Origin of the sequence: Lactobacillus sp. A27 (assembly GCF_016742815.1) — a bacterium.
Classification (GTDB): Bacteria; Bacillota; Bacilli; order Lactobacillales; family Lactobacillaceae; genus Lactobacillus; species Lactobacillus gallinarum.
The window spans coordinates 22386-37614 of sequence record NZ_JAEHNT010000037.1; the positions used below are offsets into that span (position 1 = coordinate 22386).

Annotated in this window: 17 protein-coding genes and 1 other annotated feature (1 of these 18 running past the window's edge); of the genes, 4 read left to right on the plus strand and 13 right to left on the minus strand. The window is 36.4% G+C overall.

What is annotated here, in order from left to right; translation table 11 throughout:
- Positions 1-115 precede the first annotated feature (115 nt).
- From JEM49_RS05925 to JEM49_RS05935, 3 genes are all read left to right on the plus strand, one after another.
- Positions 116-880: a DeoR/GlpR family DNA-binding transcription regulator gene (locus tag JEM49_RS05925; RefSeq protein ID WP_201874091.1), complete on the plus strand. Its 765-nt coding sequence runs from the start codon at positions 116-118 to the stop codon at positions 878-880.
- Positions 881-885: 5 nt separating this feature from the next.
- A complete protein-coding gene (locus tag JEM49_RS05930; protein ID WP_087175953.1) occupies positions 886-1239 on the plus strand; it encodes a bacteriocin immunity protein in 354 nt (117 codons plus the stop codon).
- Between the two features lie 133 nt (positions 1240-1372).
- Complete coding sequence (locus JEM49_RS05935) at positions 1373-2191, plus strand: Cof-type HAD-IIB family hydrolase (protein WP_087175926.1); 819 nt, start codon at positions 1373-1375, stop codon at positions 2189-2191.
- Positions 2192-2268: 77 nt separating this feature from the next.
- Here JEM49_RS05935 and JEM49_RS05940 read toward each other — a convergent pair whose 3' ends face one another.
- From JEM49_RS05940 to JEM49_RS05975, 8 genes are all read right to left on the minus strand, one after another.
- Positions 2269-2439, minus strand: a complete 171-nt coding sequence (locus JEM49_RS05940; RefSeq protein ID WP_199161198.1) for a hypothetical protein — start codon at positions 2437-2439, stop codon at positions 2269-2271.
- A 205-nt stretch (positions 2440-2644) separates the two neighbouring features.
- The gene (locus JEM49_RS05945) at positions 2645-2884 is read right to left on the minus strand and encodes a hypothetical protein (RefSeq protein ID WP_025005444.1); all 240 of its coding nucleotides are present in this window, start codon (positions 2882-2884) and stop codon (positions 2645-2647) included.
- Positions 2885-2986: 102 nt separating this feature from the next.
- Positions 2987-3712 carry a GntR family transcriptional regulator gene (locus tag JEM49_RS05950; protein WP_087175925.1) on the minus strand — a complete coding sequence of 242 codons (726 nt, stop codon included), beginning with the start codon at positions 3710-3712 and terminating at the stop codon, positions 2987-2989.
- A complete protein-coding gene (locus JEM49_RS05955) occupies positions 3712-4638 on the minus strand; it encodes a nucleoside hydrolase (RefSeq protein ID WP_191335606.1) in 927 nt (308 codons plus the stop codon). The genes JEM49_RS05950 and JEM49_RS05955 overlap by 1 nt, the downstream gene beginning before the upstream one ends.
- A 119-nt stretch (positions 4639-4757) precedes the next feature.
- Positions 4758-6773, minus strand: a complete 2016-nt coding sequence (locus JEM49_RS05960) for a KUP/HAK/KT family potassium transporter (RefSeq protein ID WP_201874093.1) — start codon at positions 6771-6773, stop codon at positions 4758-4760.
- 150 nt (positions 6774-6923) lie between these two features.
- A complete protein-coding gene (rpiA, locus tag JEM49_RS05965; RefSeq protein ID WP_056945570.1) occupies positions 6924-7616 on the minus strand; it encodes a ribose-5-phosphate isomerase RpiA in 693 nt (230 codons plus the stop codon).
- The gene (rbsK, locus tag JEM49_RS05970) at positions 7616-8542 is read right to left on the minus strand and encodes a ribokinase (RefSeq protein WP_098036911.1); all 927 of its coding nucleotides are present in this window, start codon (positions 8540-8542) and stop codon (positions 7616-7618) included. Before rbsK ends, rpiA begins: the two co-directional genes overlap by 1 nt.
- Positions 8543-8627: 85 nt before the next feature.
- Positions 8628-9431: a DUF4931 domain-containing protein gene (locus tag JEM49_RS05975; RefSeq protein ID WP_025005439.1), complete on the minus strand. Its 804-nt coding sequence runs from the start codon at positions 9429-9431 to the stop codon at positions 8628-8630.
- A 153-nt stretch (positions 9432-9584) separates the two neighbouring features.
- On the opposite strand from JEM49_RS05975, the gene JEM49_RS05980 reads away from it, so the two are divergent.
- Positions 9585-10886 (plus strand): extracellular solute-binding protein, encoded by a 1302-nt coding sequence (locus JEM49_RS05980; RefSeq protein ID WP_201874095.1) that lies wholly within the window; start codon positions 9585-9587, stop codon positions 10884-10886.
- Positions 10887-10966: 80 nt separating this feature from the next.
- Here JEM49_RS05980 and JEM49_RS05985 read toward each other — a convergent pair whose 3' ends face one another.
- The 5 genes from JEM49_RS05985 to JEM49_RS06005 form a co-directional block, all read right to left on the minus strand.
- Entirely contained in the window at positions 10967-11884 is a 918-nt protein-coding gene (locus JEM49_RS05985) for a DUF2974 domain-containing protein (RefSeq protein WP_201874097.1), read from the minus strand.
- 76 nt (positions 11885-11960) lie between these two features.
- Entirely contained in the window at positions 11961-12614 is a 654-nt protein-coding gene (locus JEM49_RS05990) for an amino acid ABC transporter permease (RefSeq protein ID WP_087175918.1), read from the minus strand.
- Positions 12615-12628: 14 nt separating this feature from the next.
- Positions 12629-13270, minus strand: coding sequence for an amino acid ABC transporter permease (locus tag JEM49_RS05995; protein ID WP_087175917.1), 642 nt, complete (start codon positions 13268-13270; stop codon positions 12629-12631).
- Complete coding sequence (locus JEM49_RS06000; protein ID WP_087175916.1) at positions 13270-14088, minus strand: transporter substrate-binding domain-containing protein; 819 nt, start codon at positions 14086-14088, stop codon at positions 13270-13272. The genes JEM49_RS05995 and JEM49_RS06000 overlap by 1 nt, the downstream gene beginning before the upstream one ends.
- 10 nt (positions 14089-14098) lie before the next feature.
- The gene (locus JEM49_RS06005) at positions 14099-14839 is read right to left on the minus strand and encodes an amino acid ABC transporter ATP-binding protein (protein WP_087175915.1); all 741 of its coding nucleotides are present in this window, start codon (positions 14837-14839) and stop codon (positions 14099-14101) included.
- A gap of 247 nt (positions 14840-15086) precedes the next feature.
- Positions 15087-15229: a binding site (T-box leader), on the minus strand; it runs 102 nt beyond the window's last position.

Consider the following 15229-nt stretch of genomic DNA (forward strand, 5'->3'; position numbering starts at 1 on the left):
ATATAAGTGTTTATGTTTTGATATACTTAAAAGTACTGATAAATAAATGCAAAATGCTGATCAAACAAATACGGCTACCTGTAAAAATGCTAGACTAATTCATGGAGAGAGAAAAATGTCTCAAGAAGAACGATTAATTCAAATCAAAAAGCTATTGAAAGAAAAACATCATCTTTCAACTAGAATAATTGCCCAATATTTTAATGTATCTTTTGATACTGCACGTCGTGATGTAATTCATTTAACGACAACTGGACAGGCAATCCGAGTACACGGCGGGCTGATGGAGGTCAATCAAAATAGCGTACCTGATTTTTTAACTAGAAATGAAGTTCAATCACCAATTAAATTGAAAATGGCAAAAAAAGCTAAACGATTCGTTCATCCTGGTCAATGTGATTTTATTGGTTCTTCAACAATTCTAAAACAACTTTGTCCCATGCTTAACGGTATCGATATGCAAGTAGTTACTAATTCAATCGACAATGCTTTAAGCATGTTAACAACCGAAGTCCCTTCTGTTAGATTGCTAGGCGGATTAATCAACAAGTCGCAGCGCTACATTTACTCAAAAGTCGCTCTTGAAACAATTTGTAAGATTCATTTCAATACAGCTTTCATTGGCGCTTCTCGTATTAGACCAGATGGTGTATATGCGCCAAAAATGGAAGACGCAGAAGTTGTACGTACGGCAATTGCACGCGCTAATCAAGTTGTTTTAGTAGCAGAAAAATATAAATTCACTAACGATTCATCTTCTCCATATATGTCTGCTCCATTGGACAAGGTGGATGTCTTAATAACAGATACTCCTTTAACCAATGAGCAGAGAAGTTGGTTTAATCCTAAAACACAAATCCTACCGGTTTTAAAGGAGTGATTATGATGTTCGGCATTTTTAAACATAACTCAGATACCAAAGAGGTCTATCAAGATTTAAAAAATTTCTATAATAGTTTTTTCAGCAATATTTATAATGAAATGAATATTGGACGCTATCGTCCTATTCGCGATGCTATTGGACTGGTTATTAACAAATTCGATAGTAATGACCATCCACTTGAATATACAAGTAAGTTAGTAATGTATATTCAAGCCAAGGTAGCATTGAATCATTTACATTTAACCCCTGATCAAGAAAAAATAATGAAAAACTTAATAGAAAAAACAAAATATTTAAATCTTTCTTACGTTTATTTAAGTCCAATTGATTCAGCAGAACAATTTGTTAAGATCTAAAGTGAACAGTGTATCTGCTCTAGATCAAAAAAATGAACTCCAAAAAGCCGGGTAAAACATTTACTCGGCTTTTTGCTTTATAATAGTAAATAAATAGAAAAGATATAGATTTTATAAAAAGAGGACAAATTACATGAGCAAATTACCTTTTAAAGTTATTGCCGTAGACATGGATGGTACATTCATGCGTGATAATCAGACTTTTGATCATAAAAGATTTGACCGAATTTTAGATCAAATTCATGAAAATAAAGCCCACTTTATTGTTTCAAGTGGTCGACCATATTCTCGTTTGAGAAAAGATTTCACTGGATTTTTAGATAGAATTGACATGATTGCCGACAATGGCTCACTTCTTATTCAAGATGACAACATTATCAGCACTCACCTATTAACTCACAAAACTACAATGGAATTACTAGAATTTATTCAAATTCATTATCCTGAGAGTTCCGTCATCGTCACTGGCATCAATAGCTCATATACAACGATGGATGCATCCCCTGCCTTTAAGCAAACAATGAACTTCTACTATCCTGATCGTGTGGAAGTACCCGACTTAATGACCGCCGTAAGTCCTCATGATCAAATTACTAAACTAACTTTGAGTTATCGATATGATTTTTCAGCAGAATTAGAAAAGGAATTCAATGCCCACCACGCAGAAAAAATCCACTGTACTTCAAGTGGATTCGGGCTAATGGATATCGTTCCTTATAGCGTCAACAAGGGTATCGCGTTAAAATACTTTTTACGTTACTTCGATGCTAAGCCTAGTGAATTAATTGCGTTTGGCGATGGCATGAACGACAAAGAAATGCTGGAACTCGCCGACTATAGCTATGCTATGGAAAATGCTGAACCTGCACTTAAAAAAGTCGCTAAATATATTGCACCAAGCAATAATGATGATGGTGTTTTGCAAGTGCTAGATAAATATTTGAATGAGTAAAAAGAAAATAGGACTTTCACAATAAAAGTCCTATTTTTTCTTCGCACTTATGCACCTTTTAACTATCTAATAATACATTATTTTGGCAAATTAGACAATTCTACTCTATTATATGCACCATTTTTTCTACTTTCTGGATGGGGATCTAATCCGATGATAGTAATATCTCTTCGATTAGGGCCGTAAACCCAAAACATTCGCCGAGCTTCACTATTATTATTTTCTAAATAAGACTGCCAAACTTTCATGCCGTATCTAGCTGATAAAGAAGATATTTCATGAGTACGTAATCCAGGATATTGAGGATCTTCAGATAGCGATTTTAATGCTTTTCCCTATTTTTTGTATAAAACTGTATCTTTTTTACTAATTGAACCATTCCGATAACTTACCTGTAATTCCTGCCATAATTCAGCCATCTGGGAAATACCCATTTTGATTTTAAACCGCATTCTAAAAATCTGATAAGTCTACTGGAGCAGACACTTTTCCTTTCTCAAAGTTAGCAATAGATTCATCCATTACTTCCAGAGCCTTATTTGAAACATCTTTTGGCTTAACCAATTCTCTAGGTTCTAAAACTAAACATCCATTATCATATTCCTTAACATCATAATATTTAAATTTAGATTTACGTAATGTTATTCTCTTTTTACTATCTGTATGAGCAATGTAATTATTGACGACTTGCATAATTAAGCCCTCTCTTTCTGTGGGATTTCCCACTAATATTATATCATATTTACGCTAGCCAAAAAAAGAGCAGTCATTAAATGGCTGCTTCATATAATATTTCTATTTCCCCAAATTAACAAAAGTATTGAAATTCATGTAGTGATAATGAACTCGCATGTTTGACACTTCAAACGGCGTTCCATCATCTAAAAAGAAAATACCTTCCATAACACCAACTGGCTCATTTTCTTTTAAATGCATCTGCTTTTGATCTTCAGCATTCGAGGGCTCAACTGTAATATTCAAAAATGCCTTAGTTACGGTTTTGCTTTGTTCATCTTCCAAATAATTAAATAAAGAGCTCTGCAACGTTTCAGGCTTCAATTCCGGCATAATTTTAATAGGTAAATAACCTGTTTCAATCAAAAATGGCTGTTCATCGAGTAAACGCAGGCGCTTGAATTCATAAACAAAAGCATTTTCATTTAAAAATAAGTCTTCCGCAATTTCTTTGTTAGCTTTAATCACCTGAAAATCTAACAGTTTTATTTGCTGCTTTTTACCAGGTACCTTAAAACTATCAGTGATTCCCAAGTTCGAGCCGTCATAACGAAACATCGCCTGATTTTTCAAATACAGTGGATTAATAAACGTGCCACTACCTCGCTTTTTAAAAACGATCCCTTGTTGGGCCAATAATTCTAGGGCTCGTTTCATCGATGAACGACTAACGTCATAATGCTTAGCTAAACTACGCTCATCGGGAATCCGCATCCCATTATATTTATTATTTAAAATATTTTGTTTAATATCCTGCATTACTGTCCGATAAACGTAATCTGCCATTATTCTCTTCCTTGATCAGAATTTTTAATACTATCAATAAACCACTTTGAAAATTGCTCTAGATCTACATCTGTTGCAATTTCTGCATTAGCATGTTCTTGATCCATAAAGTTAATTACACTTGCACCATATGTAAATTGACCGCGCAATTCAATCTCTACGTTAGCCTTTTTCAAGGTAAACATTTCTGGATGAAGCAAAATGCCCACAGCCGTTGGATCATAAATCTTAATACGAGGATCACCATCTGGCTCATGAATATGTGAAAATAGTGAGTAAAGCATGTTGCCGACTTCACCACATTCCTTTACCTTGCTCATTTGATCTTGGGTTAAATGAGCCTTATTGCCGATTTCAAGCGGCGCCACCTTAATTGGTAAACCGCTGTGGAAAACAACTTGAGCAGCTTCAGGATCTCCCGCAATATTGTATTCAGCAAGTGGACTGTGATTGCCGCGACCGATGTTACCGCCCATGATGACGATTTGATCAATATTTTTCTTTACTTCAGGATATTGTTTAAAAAGCAAAGCATAGTCAGTTAACGGTCCAATTCCAAGTAAAGTAACTTTTTCAGGACTATTCTTAATTTCTTCAGCCATCACAGTTGCAGCAAGGCCTGGCTTAGCCAAACTGCGATCTGCTTCTTCAAAATCAAAGCCAGCGATACCAGTTTTACCATGTACTGATGCGGCACTAATCATTGGTGCAACTAATGGTTGATTAGCCCCCACTACTACGGGAACCTTGGTGTGCAAAAACTTTTCTAAATTCAAAGTATTTTGCAAAGTATATTCAAGTTGAACATTTCCCCAGGTTGGCACGATCATTCTGACATCAAGTTCTTTAGCAAAAAGGCTGATCGTCATTGCTGCAATATCGTCAATTCCTGGATCTGTACTAATAATTAAAGGTTTCTTATTCATAAATTCTACCTCTTCTAAGCGTATTAAGTATATTTATAATAACAAAAAACCGACCAAATAAAAAAGTGGTTCGATCTAATCTAACTGAAAAAAGCCTAGCTTGGCTAGACTTTTTTCAGTTACTTTTTAGTTTGTTTCTTAGGTTTAATTCGCTTAATATAGCTTTCTTGATGCTTGCCTAAGATCAATGGTACTCGTTCTACCACTGTATCTGCATACTCTAAACCAAACCAAGAAGCTGGGTTAGAAGATAGATTTTGCAGCCAGACTCTAGCCTCGACCATAAACTTCTCATAACCAGTCAATTTAGTTAATGGACTAATTACATCATTAACAATGACGAAGGAGAAGTCACCTACATCTCTACCAGGAGTAGTAGTGAATCTTTGTAGTTGAGCCTCAATAGTACCATCTGCAATCAATTCATGAACAATTTGCCGTAAGTAGACGTTAACGCTAGTTTGCTTTCTAAAACCTAGATAAAGCTGAACGTTGATTACGTTCTTAGTACCGTACGTATTTACTGCATATTCTGCGGTATATGGTTCGTTTGTTACATTGACAGTAACAAACCAATAGGCTTTAGCACGTTTAGGTCTTTTATCCAAAATTGAATAAAGTATCTCACGCTTAATGAACTTATTATACTTAACCTTTGCCATATAAACAACATTAGTGGCATAAACAGGGTAATCTTCGCAGTGGCTTAAATCTGTCAGCATTTCTGTATACTCGTCTAAACGAACGTAAGCATTCTTAGCTTCACGCTTATCACGAATCTTATTTCCATAAAACCAAACATACATGATTGCCAAGATAAAGCCAGCAATTAAAACAGTTACGTAACCGCCGTGTAAGAATTTAGTCAAACTGGAGATTAAGAACATCCCTTCAATAAAAGCAAATGCAATCAAAAAGATCACGCGTAAGTAAAGTGGTTTGCCTTTTTTACCCAAGTATTCAAACAATAATATTGTAGTCATCAACATAGTGACAGTAATTGCCAAACCATATGCTGCTTCCATGTGGTGTGAAGTTCTGAATAAGAACACAATTGCTACAGTTACCACACAGATCATTTTGTTAATTGATGGAATATAAATTTGTCCTTTTTCAGTTGAAGGATAAATAATATTCATTCTTGGTAAAAACTTTAAACTGCTGGCCTCAGCGACCAAAGTAAACGATCCAGTAATCAATGCCTGGGAAGCAATGATAGCTGCGATCGTAGCCAAGGCAATGGCAAAAAGACGCAAATTGCTAGGAACAACTTCAAAGAATGGATTGAAGTCACCATTACCAGCATGATAGCTAGCATTATGCAAAATCCAAGCGCCTTGGCCTAGGTAGTTTAATGAAAGACAAACAAATATATATGGCCAAGAGCCCATAATATTCGCTTTACCTACGTGTCCAACATCCGAATATAACGCTTCAGCACCAGTAGTAGCCAAGAAGATAGAACCCAAAATTAGGATCCCGACTTTATTAGCTGGACTAAACAAAATTCGAATAGCATAAATGGGATTAATCGCTTCCAAAAGACTCCAATCATGGCTCAAGTTAACAATGCCAACTACTCCTAAAAAGGTAAACCATACCAGCATAATTGGACCAAATGCTTTACCAATAACGCTGGTTCCCATCCTCTGAATTGAGAATAGAATTACCAAAATGATGATAGTAATCATAATTACAACTTCTTGAGAAGGAACCGGAATCACATCACCAAAGCGCATATTCTTTAACCCTTCAATCGAAGTGGTAACGGTCACTGCTGGTGTCAAAGTACCATCGGCAAGCAGAGCTGCACCACCAATCAGAGCCGGGATAACCAGCCACTTGGCTCTTTTTCTAACTAAAGCATAAAGAGAGAAGATTCCTCCTTCGCCATGATTAGTTGCCTTCAAAGCAATCATGACATATTTGACAGTAGTCAACAAAGTTACTGTCCAAAGAATTAACGAGATTGAACCAACGATCAATTCTCGATTAACGTTGGCAATCCCGCCATTTTCAGTCACAATTGATTTCATTACATATAACGGACTTGTTCCAATATCACCATACACAATACCTATGGCGATCAACAATCCCGCAAAACTCATCTTTTGCTTTTTAGTAATTTTATTCATGTCTATTAATCCTCTACAACACTTAAAAATAAAATCTTCACTAGTATAGATAATTAATCCAGTGTTTACAATAAAAATATATTTTTAACAAAAGATATTAAAAAAACAAAATAAAAAATGGTTAAAGTTAACCATTTTTGCTAAAAATTATTATTTAATCTTATCTTCAATTGTGCCGTCGCTATGAGCAATGATTACCTCATCACACATATCAAGGAATAAACCATGTTCAACTACACCTACAGTACGGTCAAGATAATCGGCTAAACCATGTGGTGCTGGAACTGGATCGGCAGCCAAATCAATAATGTAGTTGCCATAGTGCGTGATGTAACGCTTATCGCCATCCATTCGCCATTGTGGCTTCAAGCCTTCTTGCTTAAAACGCTTAAAGTTTTGTTCACAAGAAATAGGCAATACTTCAACTGGCAAAGGAAATCCACTTAATCTGTGGACAAGTTTTGATTCATCCACAATCCAGATAATCTTTTTAGAATTAATGGCAACATTCTTTTCAAGGGTTAAGGCACCACCGCCGCCCTTAATTCCGTCTAAGTTGTCGGCAACACGATCAGAACCATCAACAGTTAAATCAACTTGATCAACATCAGCTAATTCACTAACTTTAAAGCCTAAGTCTTCAAGTTGCTTTTTACTTCTATTACTGGTAGTAACGATTGCTTTTAACTTTAAGCCATCATTATCCTTGCGCTTGCCTAAAGCATCAATAAAGAAAGCAACGGTTGAACCAGTACCTACGCCTAAAATCATGCCAGATTTTACCATGCTTGCTGCCTTCTCAGCAGCTTCTTTTTTCAAGCGATCTTGTTCTGTTTTATCCATTATTCATCGTCCTCCATTGCATTTTCTACTTCTTTGGCAGTAGGAATTGAAGGTTGGGCACCTAAACGTTGAACGGCAATTGATGAAGCACGACTAGCAATTTTAGCGGCTTCTTCAAAGTTGGACAAGTCTGCTTTTAAATTGCTTGCCAAGTAACCAATAAAGGTATCGCCTGCACCAGTGGTATCAGTTGCCTTAACCTTGTAAGCTGGTACCAAAGTTTCAATATCTGCAGATGAGATATAGGCACCTTTATCACCATACGTAATTACTACATTTTTTACGCCAAGAAGATGCAACTTTTCAGCATTCGTTGCCAAAGTTGAATTATCCTTTATTTGGATGCCCGTAATCTTGGCACTTTCAGTTTCATTTGGCGTAATAATATCTGTGTATTGCAACAATTCTTCCGGAATTTTATCAATAGCAGGTGCAGGATTTAAAATTGTGATTTTTCCTGCCTTTTTAGCCAACTTGAAAGCCTCAATTGTTGCTTCAAGTGGGGTCTCGAATTGAGCAATCACACAATCTACATCTTTAAACAAATCACTAGCAGCCTGAATATCCTCTACAGTTAATTCATAGTTAGCGCCATGATCAATAATGATATCATTTTGTCCTGCTTCATTAAGCGTGATATAAGCATGACCGGTCTTGCTTCCTATCGTGGTTTGAACATAGGTAGTGTCAACGCCATAGCTCTTCAATTGATGGGTGATATAACCGCCTTCGCTGTCTTCACCGACACGATTAATAAAATAAGTCTCTGCGCCACTTTTAGCTGCAGCGATAGCTTGGTTTGCACCTTTACCACCACCAGCAGAGGTTATTTCTGTGGCATTAATTGTTTCACCTGGTTTTGGAAAGTCCTTTACGTGCAATGTAGTATCAACATTGCTTGAACCTATAACTACAATCTTCTTCATGAGCATCCCTTCTTAGAAATGTATTTAATCATTTCAATTATATCAAAAAAACGCATTCAATCTCGCAAATGCGTTTTTTGACATTTTAATGTAAAATACCGCCATTGACGAAGCCCTTAAGTCGCTCTGCTTCCCATTTTAAAGTATCGGAATCATCGACTTGCGAGATCTTATAGCCAACAAAATATGGTGAGGCATAAAAACGTGGAATAATCTTGCAGCAAGTTCCTTTGCCATCATTAATCGGATAAAAGAATAAGTTGTATGAATCTACACCGTGTGACAAAACAGAACGCATATATTGCGCACCTTTTTGGATTAAATCTGCCCACGTTTCTAAATTGGTATTATCTTGAGTTAAGATATTTACTTCTTGATAGCCTTGAATCGGATAAGCTGAAAGATTCATTTCTACTGAACCAGATCGACCAACCTCAAAGCCTTTGAAATTGTCAGGTCCAATATCGTGATAGCCATCTTTATGGTAAAGGCCAACGATCTGCATGTGGGGATGCGTTAAAGAACCATCAGATTTAGGACCAAAGTTTTTATACCAAAGAACACTTTCATAGCGGCCTGAGTTATTCATCTTTTGAAAACATTTCAGTCCAAACTTCATTAATTCTTGATTGTCTTCGCGTGTATAAGTTGAAATATCACCTTGGTGATCGCTTGATTCAATCAGAATTGTTTGGTCAGTATCCTGTAAAGTTGGATATTTATTCTTTAACCAAATTTTATCCCCATCTTTTTCATAGATATTGGTTAAATGTGCAACGTCACAGAAGGGGCAACCTGCATTTTGGTTACCCTGACGATTACCATAATCATAATCATAAGGCTTACGTTTACCGATTGAATATTCATATACTAAAGGATTTTTGTCCATATTTTCCACCTGCTAAAAATATTTACTTACTTTCAATATTAGAATCATTATATTTCGGTGTCAATTATGAACAATATTATATTTTATCTGTGAATAGTACGCTTATCTATGGTAAACTACCTTTGAAATGTAAAAAAGCGAAAGGCAGAAAAAATGAAATTTTACAAAAAAATGGCACTAATTGGAGCTTCCGTTTTAGCAGTTGCCAGTCTTAGTGCTTGTTCAAACAACAATAGTAGTTCTAAGAGTTCTTCTAAGATTCCTACTAAGATTAGCAAGAAGACAACGATTAACTTTTGGTACTCATTAACTGGTACTTCTCAAAGTGCTTTAAAGAAGTTAACTAATGACTTTGAAAAGAAAAATCCCAACATTCATATTAAGTTGCAAAGCCAAGGTGGTAACTATTCTGACTTGCAAGCCAAGCTTGTTTCAGGACTTCAATCACCAAAAGATTTGCCAACCATTACTCAAGCTTATCCAGGCTGGCTTTACAATGCCGCTAAGAATAAGATGTTGGTTAACTTAACTCCATACGTTAATAATAAAGAAATTGGTTGGGGTTCATACAAAGACAGTGGTATTAAGAAGGCACTCTGGGACGGCGCCAACATCAACGGCGTACAATACGGTGTGCCATTTAACAAGTCTGTAGAAGTGCTTTTCTACAACAAGACTTTGCTTGATAAGTATGGCGTTAAGGTTCCAACTAACATGAGTGAACTTGCTTCTGCATCAGCTAAGATCTACCGTGAAAGTCACCATAAGGTACGTGGCATGGGCTTCGATGCACTTAACAACTACTACATGATGCAAATGAAGGAAAATTACGGCAAAGACTTTAACAAGAACTTGAACTTTGCTGCTAAAGATTCTATAAAAGCCATCAACTACTACGCTAACGGCGTTAAGGCTGGCTACTTCATGCAAGCTGGTACACAAAAGTACATGTCAACTCCATTTAACAATGGTCAAGTTGCCATGTTCATCGGTTCAACTGCTAACGAAGCCTACCTTAAGCAAGGTCTTAAGAAGGGGTACGTTTACGGCGTAGCTGCTCGTCCAAGTCAAATGAACGTACAACAAGGTACTGACATCTACATGTTCAAGAAGGCTAGCGCAATGCAAAAGGCTGCCGCATTCAAGTACCTTAAATTTTTAACTTCTAAGTCATCACAACTTTACTGGGCAAAGCAAACTGGTTACATGCCAGTTAACACTGCTGCTTTGAACGACTCAGCTTACCAACAAGCTAAGAACAGCAAGATTCCAGCAATTTTGTCTAAGACTTCAAAGAAGCTTTACTTCTTACCTGTAACTAAGAACTCAATTACTGCATATGACCAAGTTAATGTAAATATGCAAAATATTTTGGCTAAGGCAAGCAAGGGTCAAAACTGGACCAGTGATATTAAGACTGGTAAGGCTAAGCTTGACGCTTCTTGGAAGCAATAATAAAGAAATAAATTGATCAATTTAAAAGAGGCTCCATTTTGGAACCTCTTTTTTAATTGCTAAATTAGCTAATACGATCTTCAATCCCTATCTTTAAGAAGTTCCGACTTAAACAACGTGGCCAACTTAGCCAAACTACTATGATCCGGATAATGCTCTACCATCCGATCAATTTTTTCAGTCGCCATCTTCTTAATCTCATCAGCCGAACTAATCTTTTCAATGAACTCGGTCAAATCTCCAGACCTAGTAAGCAACTTATGTTCACTTCTAGCTTCTGCCAAGAATGCCTGATCAATCTCCCGCAACTTCACACTGCCATCAGGATTAAACAAATATCCGCCCCACATATGCTGTTTAATTGGCTTCATCGGTTCACTATCCACGTAACACAATTTACCGACCATGTGGTGTGTTTCAGTGATTCCCAACGTAACTGGATCATATATATCGACATAATTAAAAATCTTCTCTCGCATTAAGGCAACTCGCCTACGTTCTTTTGGCGTAAACAATAACCAAATATTGGTTCCCTCATACAAGTATGCAGCTCCAATTGCCTCTGGATGATGACAATTAGCCAATGCAAATTGAGCATTAATCGCACCTAAAGAATGACCATATATGTAAATTTGTTTTCCCTTAAACTGACTAATCGTTTCATTTAATAATTTACTAGCAGATTTTAATTGGCTAGGAACTCGTCTTTCATGCAATAACATCGCACGCAAAATCGGTAGATTGGTTTTAAACCACTCATCTCTCCAAGTCTGCGGATTTCCTCTCTTTATGCCGTATGATCCTTTAAATAAGATTGTCACTTCATGCGGATTACTAATGATAAACGCACGCATGCCATCTTCTGCATGAACGTTGCGACAGACAATTCCAATGTGATGGTTACCAATTACGATTTCTTCGCCCAATTTTAATTCATCATAAGATTTTTTAGTTAATTCAATTCGCTCTAGATCTGTTAATTGTTCATTTACATTCATAATTTTTATCCAAACAAAAAAACTAACTTCTACTCTCATAGTAGCATAGTTAGTTTTTTGGTCTAGACATAAAGCTCTAGTTATATTTCTTTTGTAAGTAATTGGCCACTGTTGACAAGCAGAAACATACAACAAAGTACATGATCGCAATAATGACGTACATTGGAATTAAATAAGTCGTATTTTGACTGTAGATAATTTGTGCATGATATAAAAGTTCTGGCAACACGATAATTGTCGCAAGTGACGTATCTTTAACCAATGATACGAACTGTGAAAGAAGAGCTGGAATCATGTTGTGCAAAGCTTGTGGCATCACAACATGGTACATCGCTTGACCATAACTCATACCATTAGAGCGGGCACCTTCCATTTGTCCTGGATCAACTGAACCGATCCCTGAACGAACGATTTCTGCAAGCATTGCTCCTTCAAAGATTACCAATGCCGCAATTGAAGCCGTTGTTGGATTCGTTACAATTCCCAGTTGAGGAAGTCCGAAGTAACTAAAGAAGATAATAAGCAAAAGTGGCAAGTTACGGATAATATCGATAATAAAGCCCACGATTGCTGAAACATATTTGATTTTCATATAACGAATCAGACCCAAAATCAGACCAACTACAAAACTAAGTGCAATTGAAATCAACGAAACATAGATCGTTACCCAAAGTCCCTGCAACAAGAAGCGGAGATCAACCCATGAATACGCATGAATAAAAGTTTCCATTTTCTATCCCCTTCCTATTGTGCTAACTTTTTCTCTAAGTGACGCATGTAGTAGCTAAGTGGCAATGTCAAAATCAAGTAAAATAGTCCTACAATGACGTAAGTATCAATCGTTCTAAATGTTGAAAATGCGATTAATTGTGCTTGATACATCAAGTCAAAACCAGCTACGAAGGCCAAAACTGAAGAGTTCTTAACCAAGTTTACGAATTGGTTGCCGAGTGGTGGAATCACGATCTTCATTGCTTGTGGCAAAATGACATAACGCATCGCTTGCGTATAAGTCATCCCGTTTGAACGAGCGCCTTCCATTTGTCCATCACCAATTGAATTAATACCTGCACGCACTGTTTCAGCAATAAATGCGGAAGTATAAAGCGTCAATCCAATCGTACCTGCTTGAAAACCTGACAGCTTGACAATATAGCGTGGCACGATCAAATAGAAGATCATAACGATAACCAACAATGGAATATTTCTGAAAATTGCAATATAGATCTTCGCAATTACACGTCCAAATTTAGGTGGTGCAACTTCAAGCAAAGCAAAGAACACACCCAAAATCAAACTAAAAATCAAGGCAATAATACTACATAAAATAGTATTCCAAAAACCTGTTAAAAAACTTCCCCAGTTATTAGTAATAATTTGCCACATTATTTCAGTACCCCCTTAAGACTAAAACCAGGAATTCCTGCAAACCATTTCTTAATTAAACGGTCATAAGTACCATTTTTTTCAAGCTGATCTAAGGCCTTATTAATATGATCAACCATATCCTTTTGTCCCTTATTCACAGCTATACCATAAGGTGCATTGTTATAAACGCCACCTACTAATTTATAACCTGGATTTTCTTGTGCAATACCGGCAAGCAGACCATTATCTGTAGTTAAAGCTACACCTTGATTTGCCTTTAAAGCTGACATTGCTTGACCATAATCATCATATTGAAGAACTCGTGCCTTCGGCGCAAACTTATGCACGTCATCTACGGCCGTCGTTCCCTTTACAGCCAAAACTGTTTTACCATTTAAATCCTTAACGCTTTTAATTTTGCTATTATCTGGAACAAGCAAAGATGAACCAGCTGGGAAATATGGCTTAGAAAAATCGACTTGTTTTGCACGTTCCGGCGTAATGGTCATTGTAGCCAAAACCGCATCGATATTTCCATTCTTAAGCAAAGGAATTCTAGTATTGGCTGTCGTTGTTACAAAACTGGCAGTAGCATCTTTACCTAGCATTTGCTTAGTTAAGGCATGTGCCAAATCAATTTCAAAGCCTTCAATCTTGCCAGTTTTAACATTAGTTAAACCAAATAATCTGGTATCAGCTCTAACGCCCCAAATTATTTGCTTATTTTCCCTTACTTTTTGATAAACGTTTTGATTATTTCTTTTACCGCAAGCAGTTAATGCAAAACACAGAAAAAATAATAGCGGAATTAAAAGGAATCTTTTTGCTTTTTTCATAATAATTACCTTAGTCTTTAGAAATAACCTTGCTTAAGAATTGACGAGCACGTTCAGTATCAGGATGTGCAAAGAATTCTTCTGGTTTGCGATCTTCCAAAATTTGTCCCTTATCAAAGAAGATCAAACGATTACTTACTTGTTTAGCAAAGCCCATTTCGTGAGTAACCACGACCATTGTAATACCTTGTTCAGCAACGTACTTCATAACGTCAAGCACATCTTCAATCATTTCTGGGTCCAAGGCACTAGTTGGTTCATCAAATAAAATTGCCTTAGGGTGCATTGCAAGTGATCTGGCAATGGCTACACGCTGCTTTTGACCACCTGATAAATGACGAGGGTATGAATTAATCTTATCTGCCATACCAACTTTCTCAAGATATTCCATTGCTACCTTACGATTTTCATCATCAGGTCTTTTAAGCACGATCTTAGGTGCCAACATTACATTTTCAAGCACAGTGTGATTATTGTACAAATTGAAGTGTTGGAATACCATTCCTACATTCTTGCGAATCTTGTTGATATCAGTCTTTTTATCAGCTAAGTCATAACCTGTTACAATCAATTGACCACTGTTAATTGGTTCAAGTCCATTCATTGTTCTGATTAAAGTACTCTTACCAGAACCTGAGGGACCAATAATTGAAACCACTTGGCCTTCATCAATTTTTAAGTTAATATCTTTCAATGCATGAAGCTTTCCGTAATATTTATCAACATGTTTAAATTCAATAATTGCTGCCATGGTTTCTACCCTTTCTTTCGTTTTATGTTATGTAATAATACTATTTTACCTTTTTTATGGTTAAAACTAAACACCTATACCAGTCAAAATGATACGTTTATAATATCACTAATAATATTCATTCGGATTTTCAAAAAAGCTATTCGATTTTATTCAAAAAATCAAATATAACTTGGTAATTTTACGAATTTTGTATAGATTATAAACTTCATTTAGAAGACAAAGAAAAAGCCCTTCGTCTTCCTGTTACAGGGACGAAAGGCTTTTTCCGCGGTACCACCCAAATTGTCTATTAAATAGACCATCTCATGAAGCACAATCATGCTCCACCGGCAAGGTAACGTACCGGAAACGTCTCGACCTACTTTAATAATTATTATTTCGGTGAGC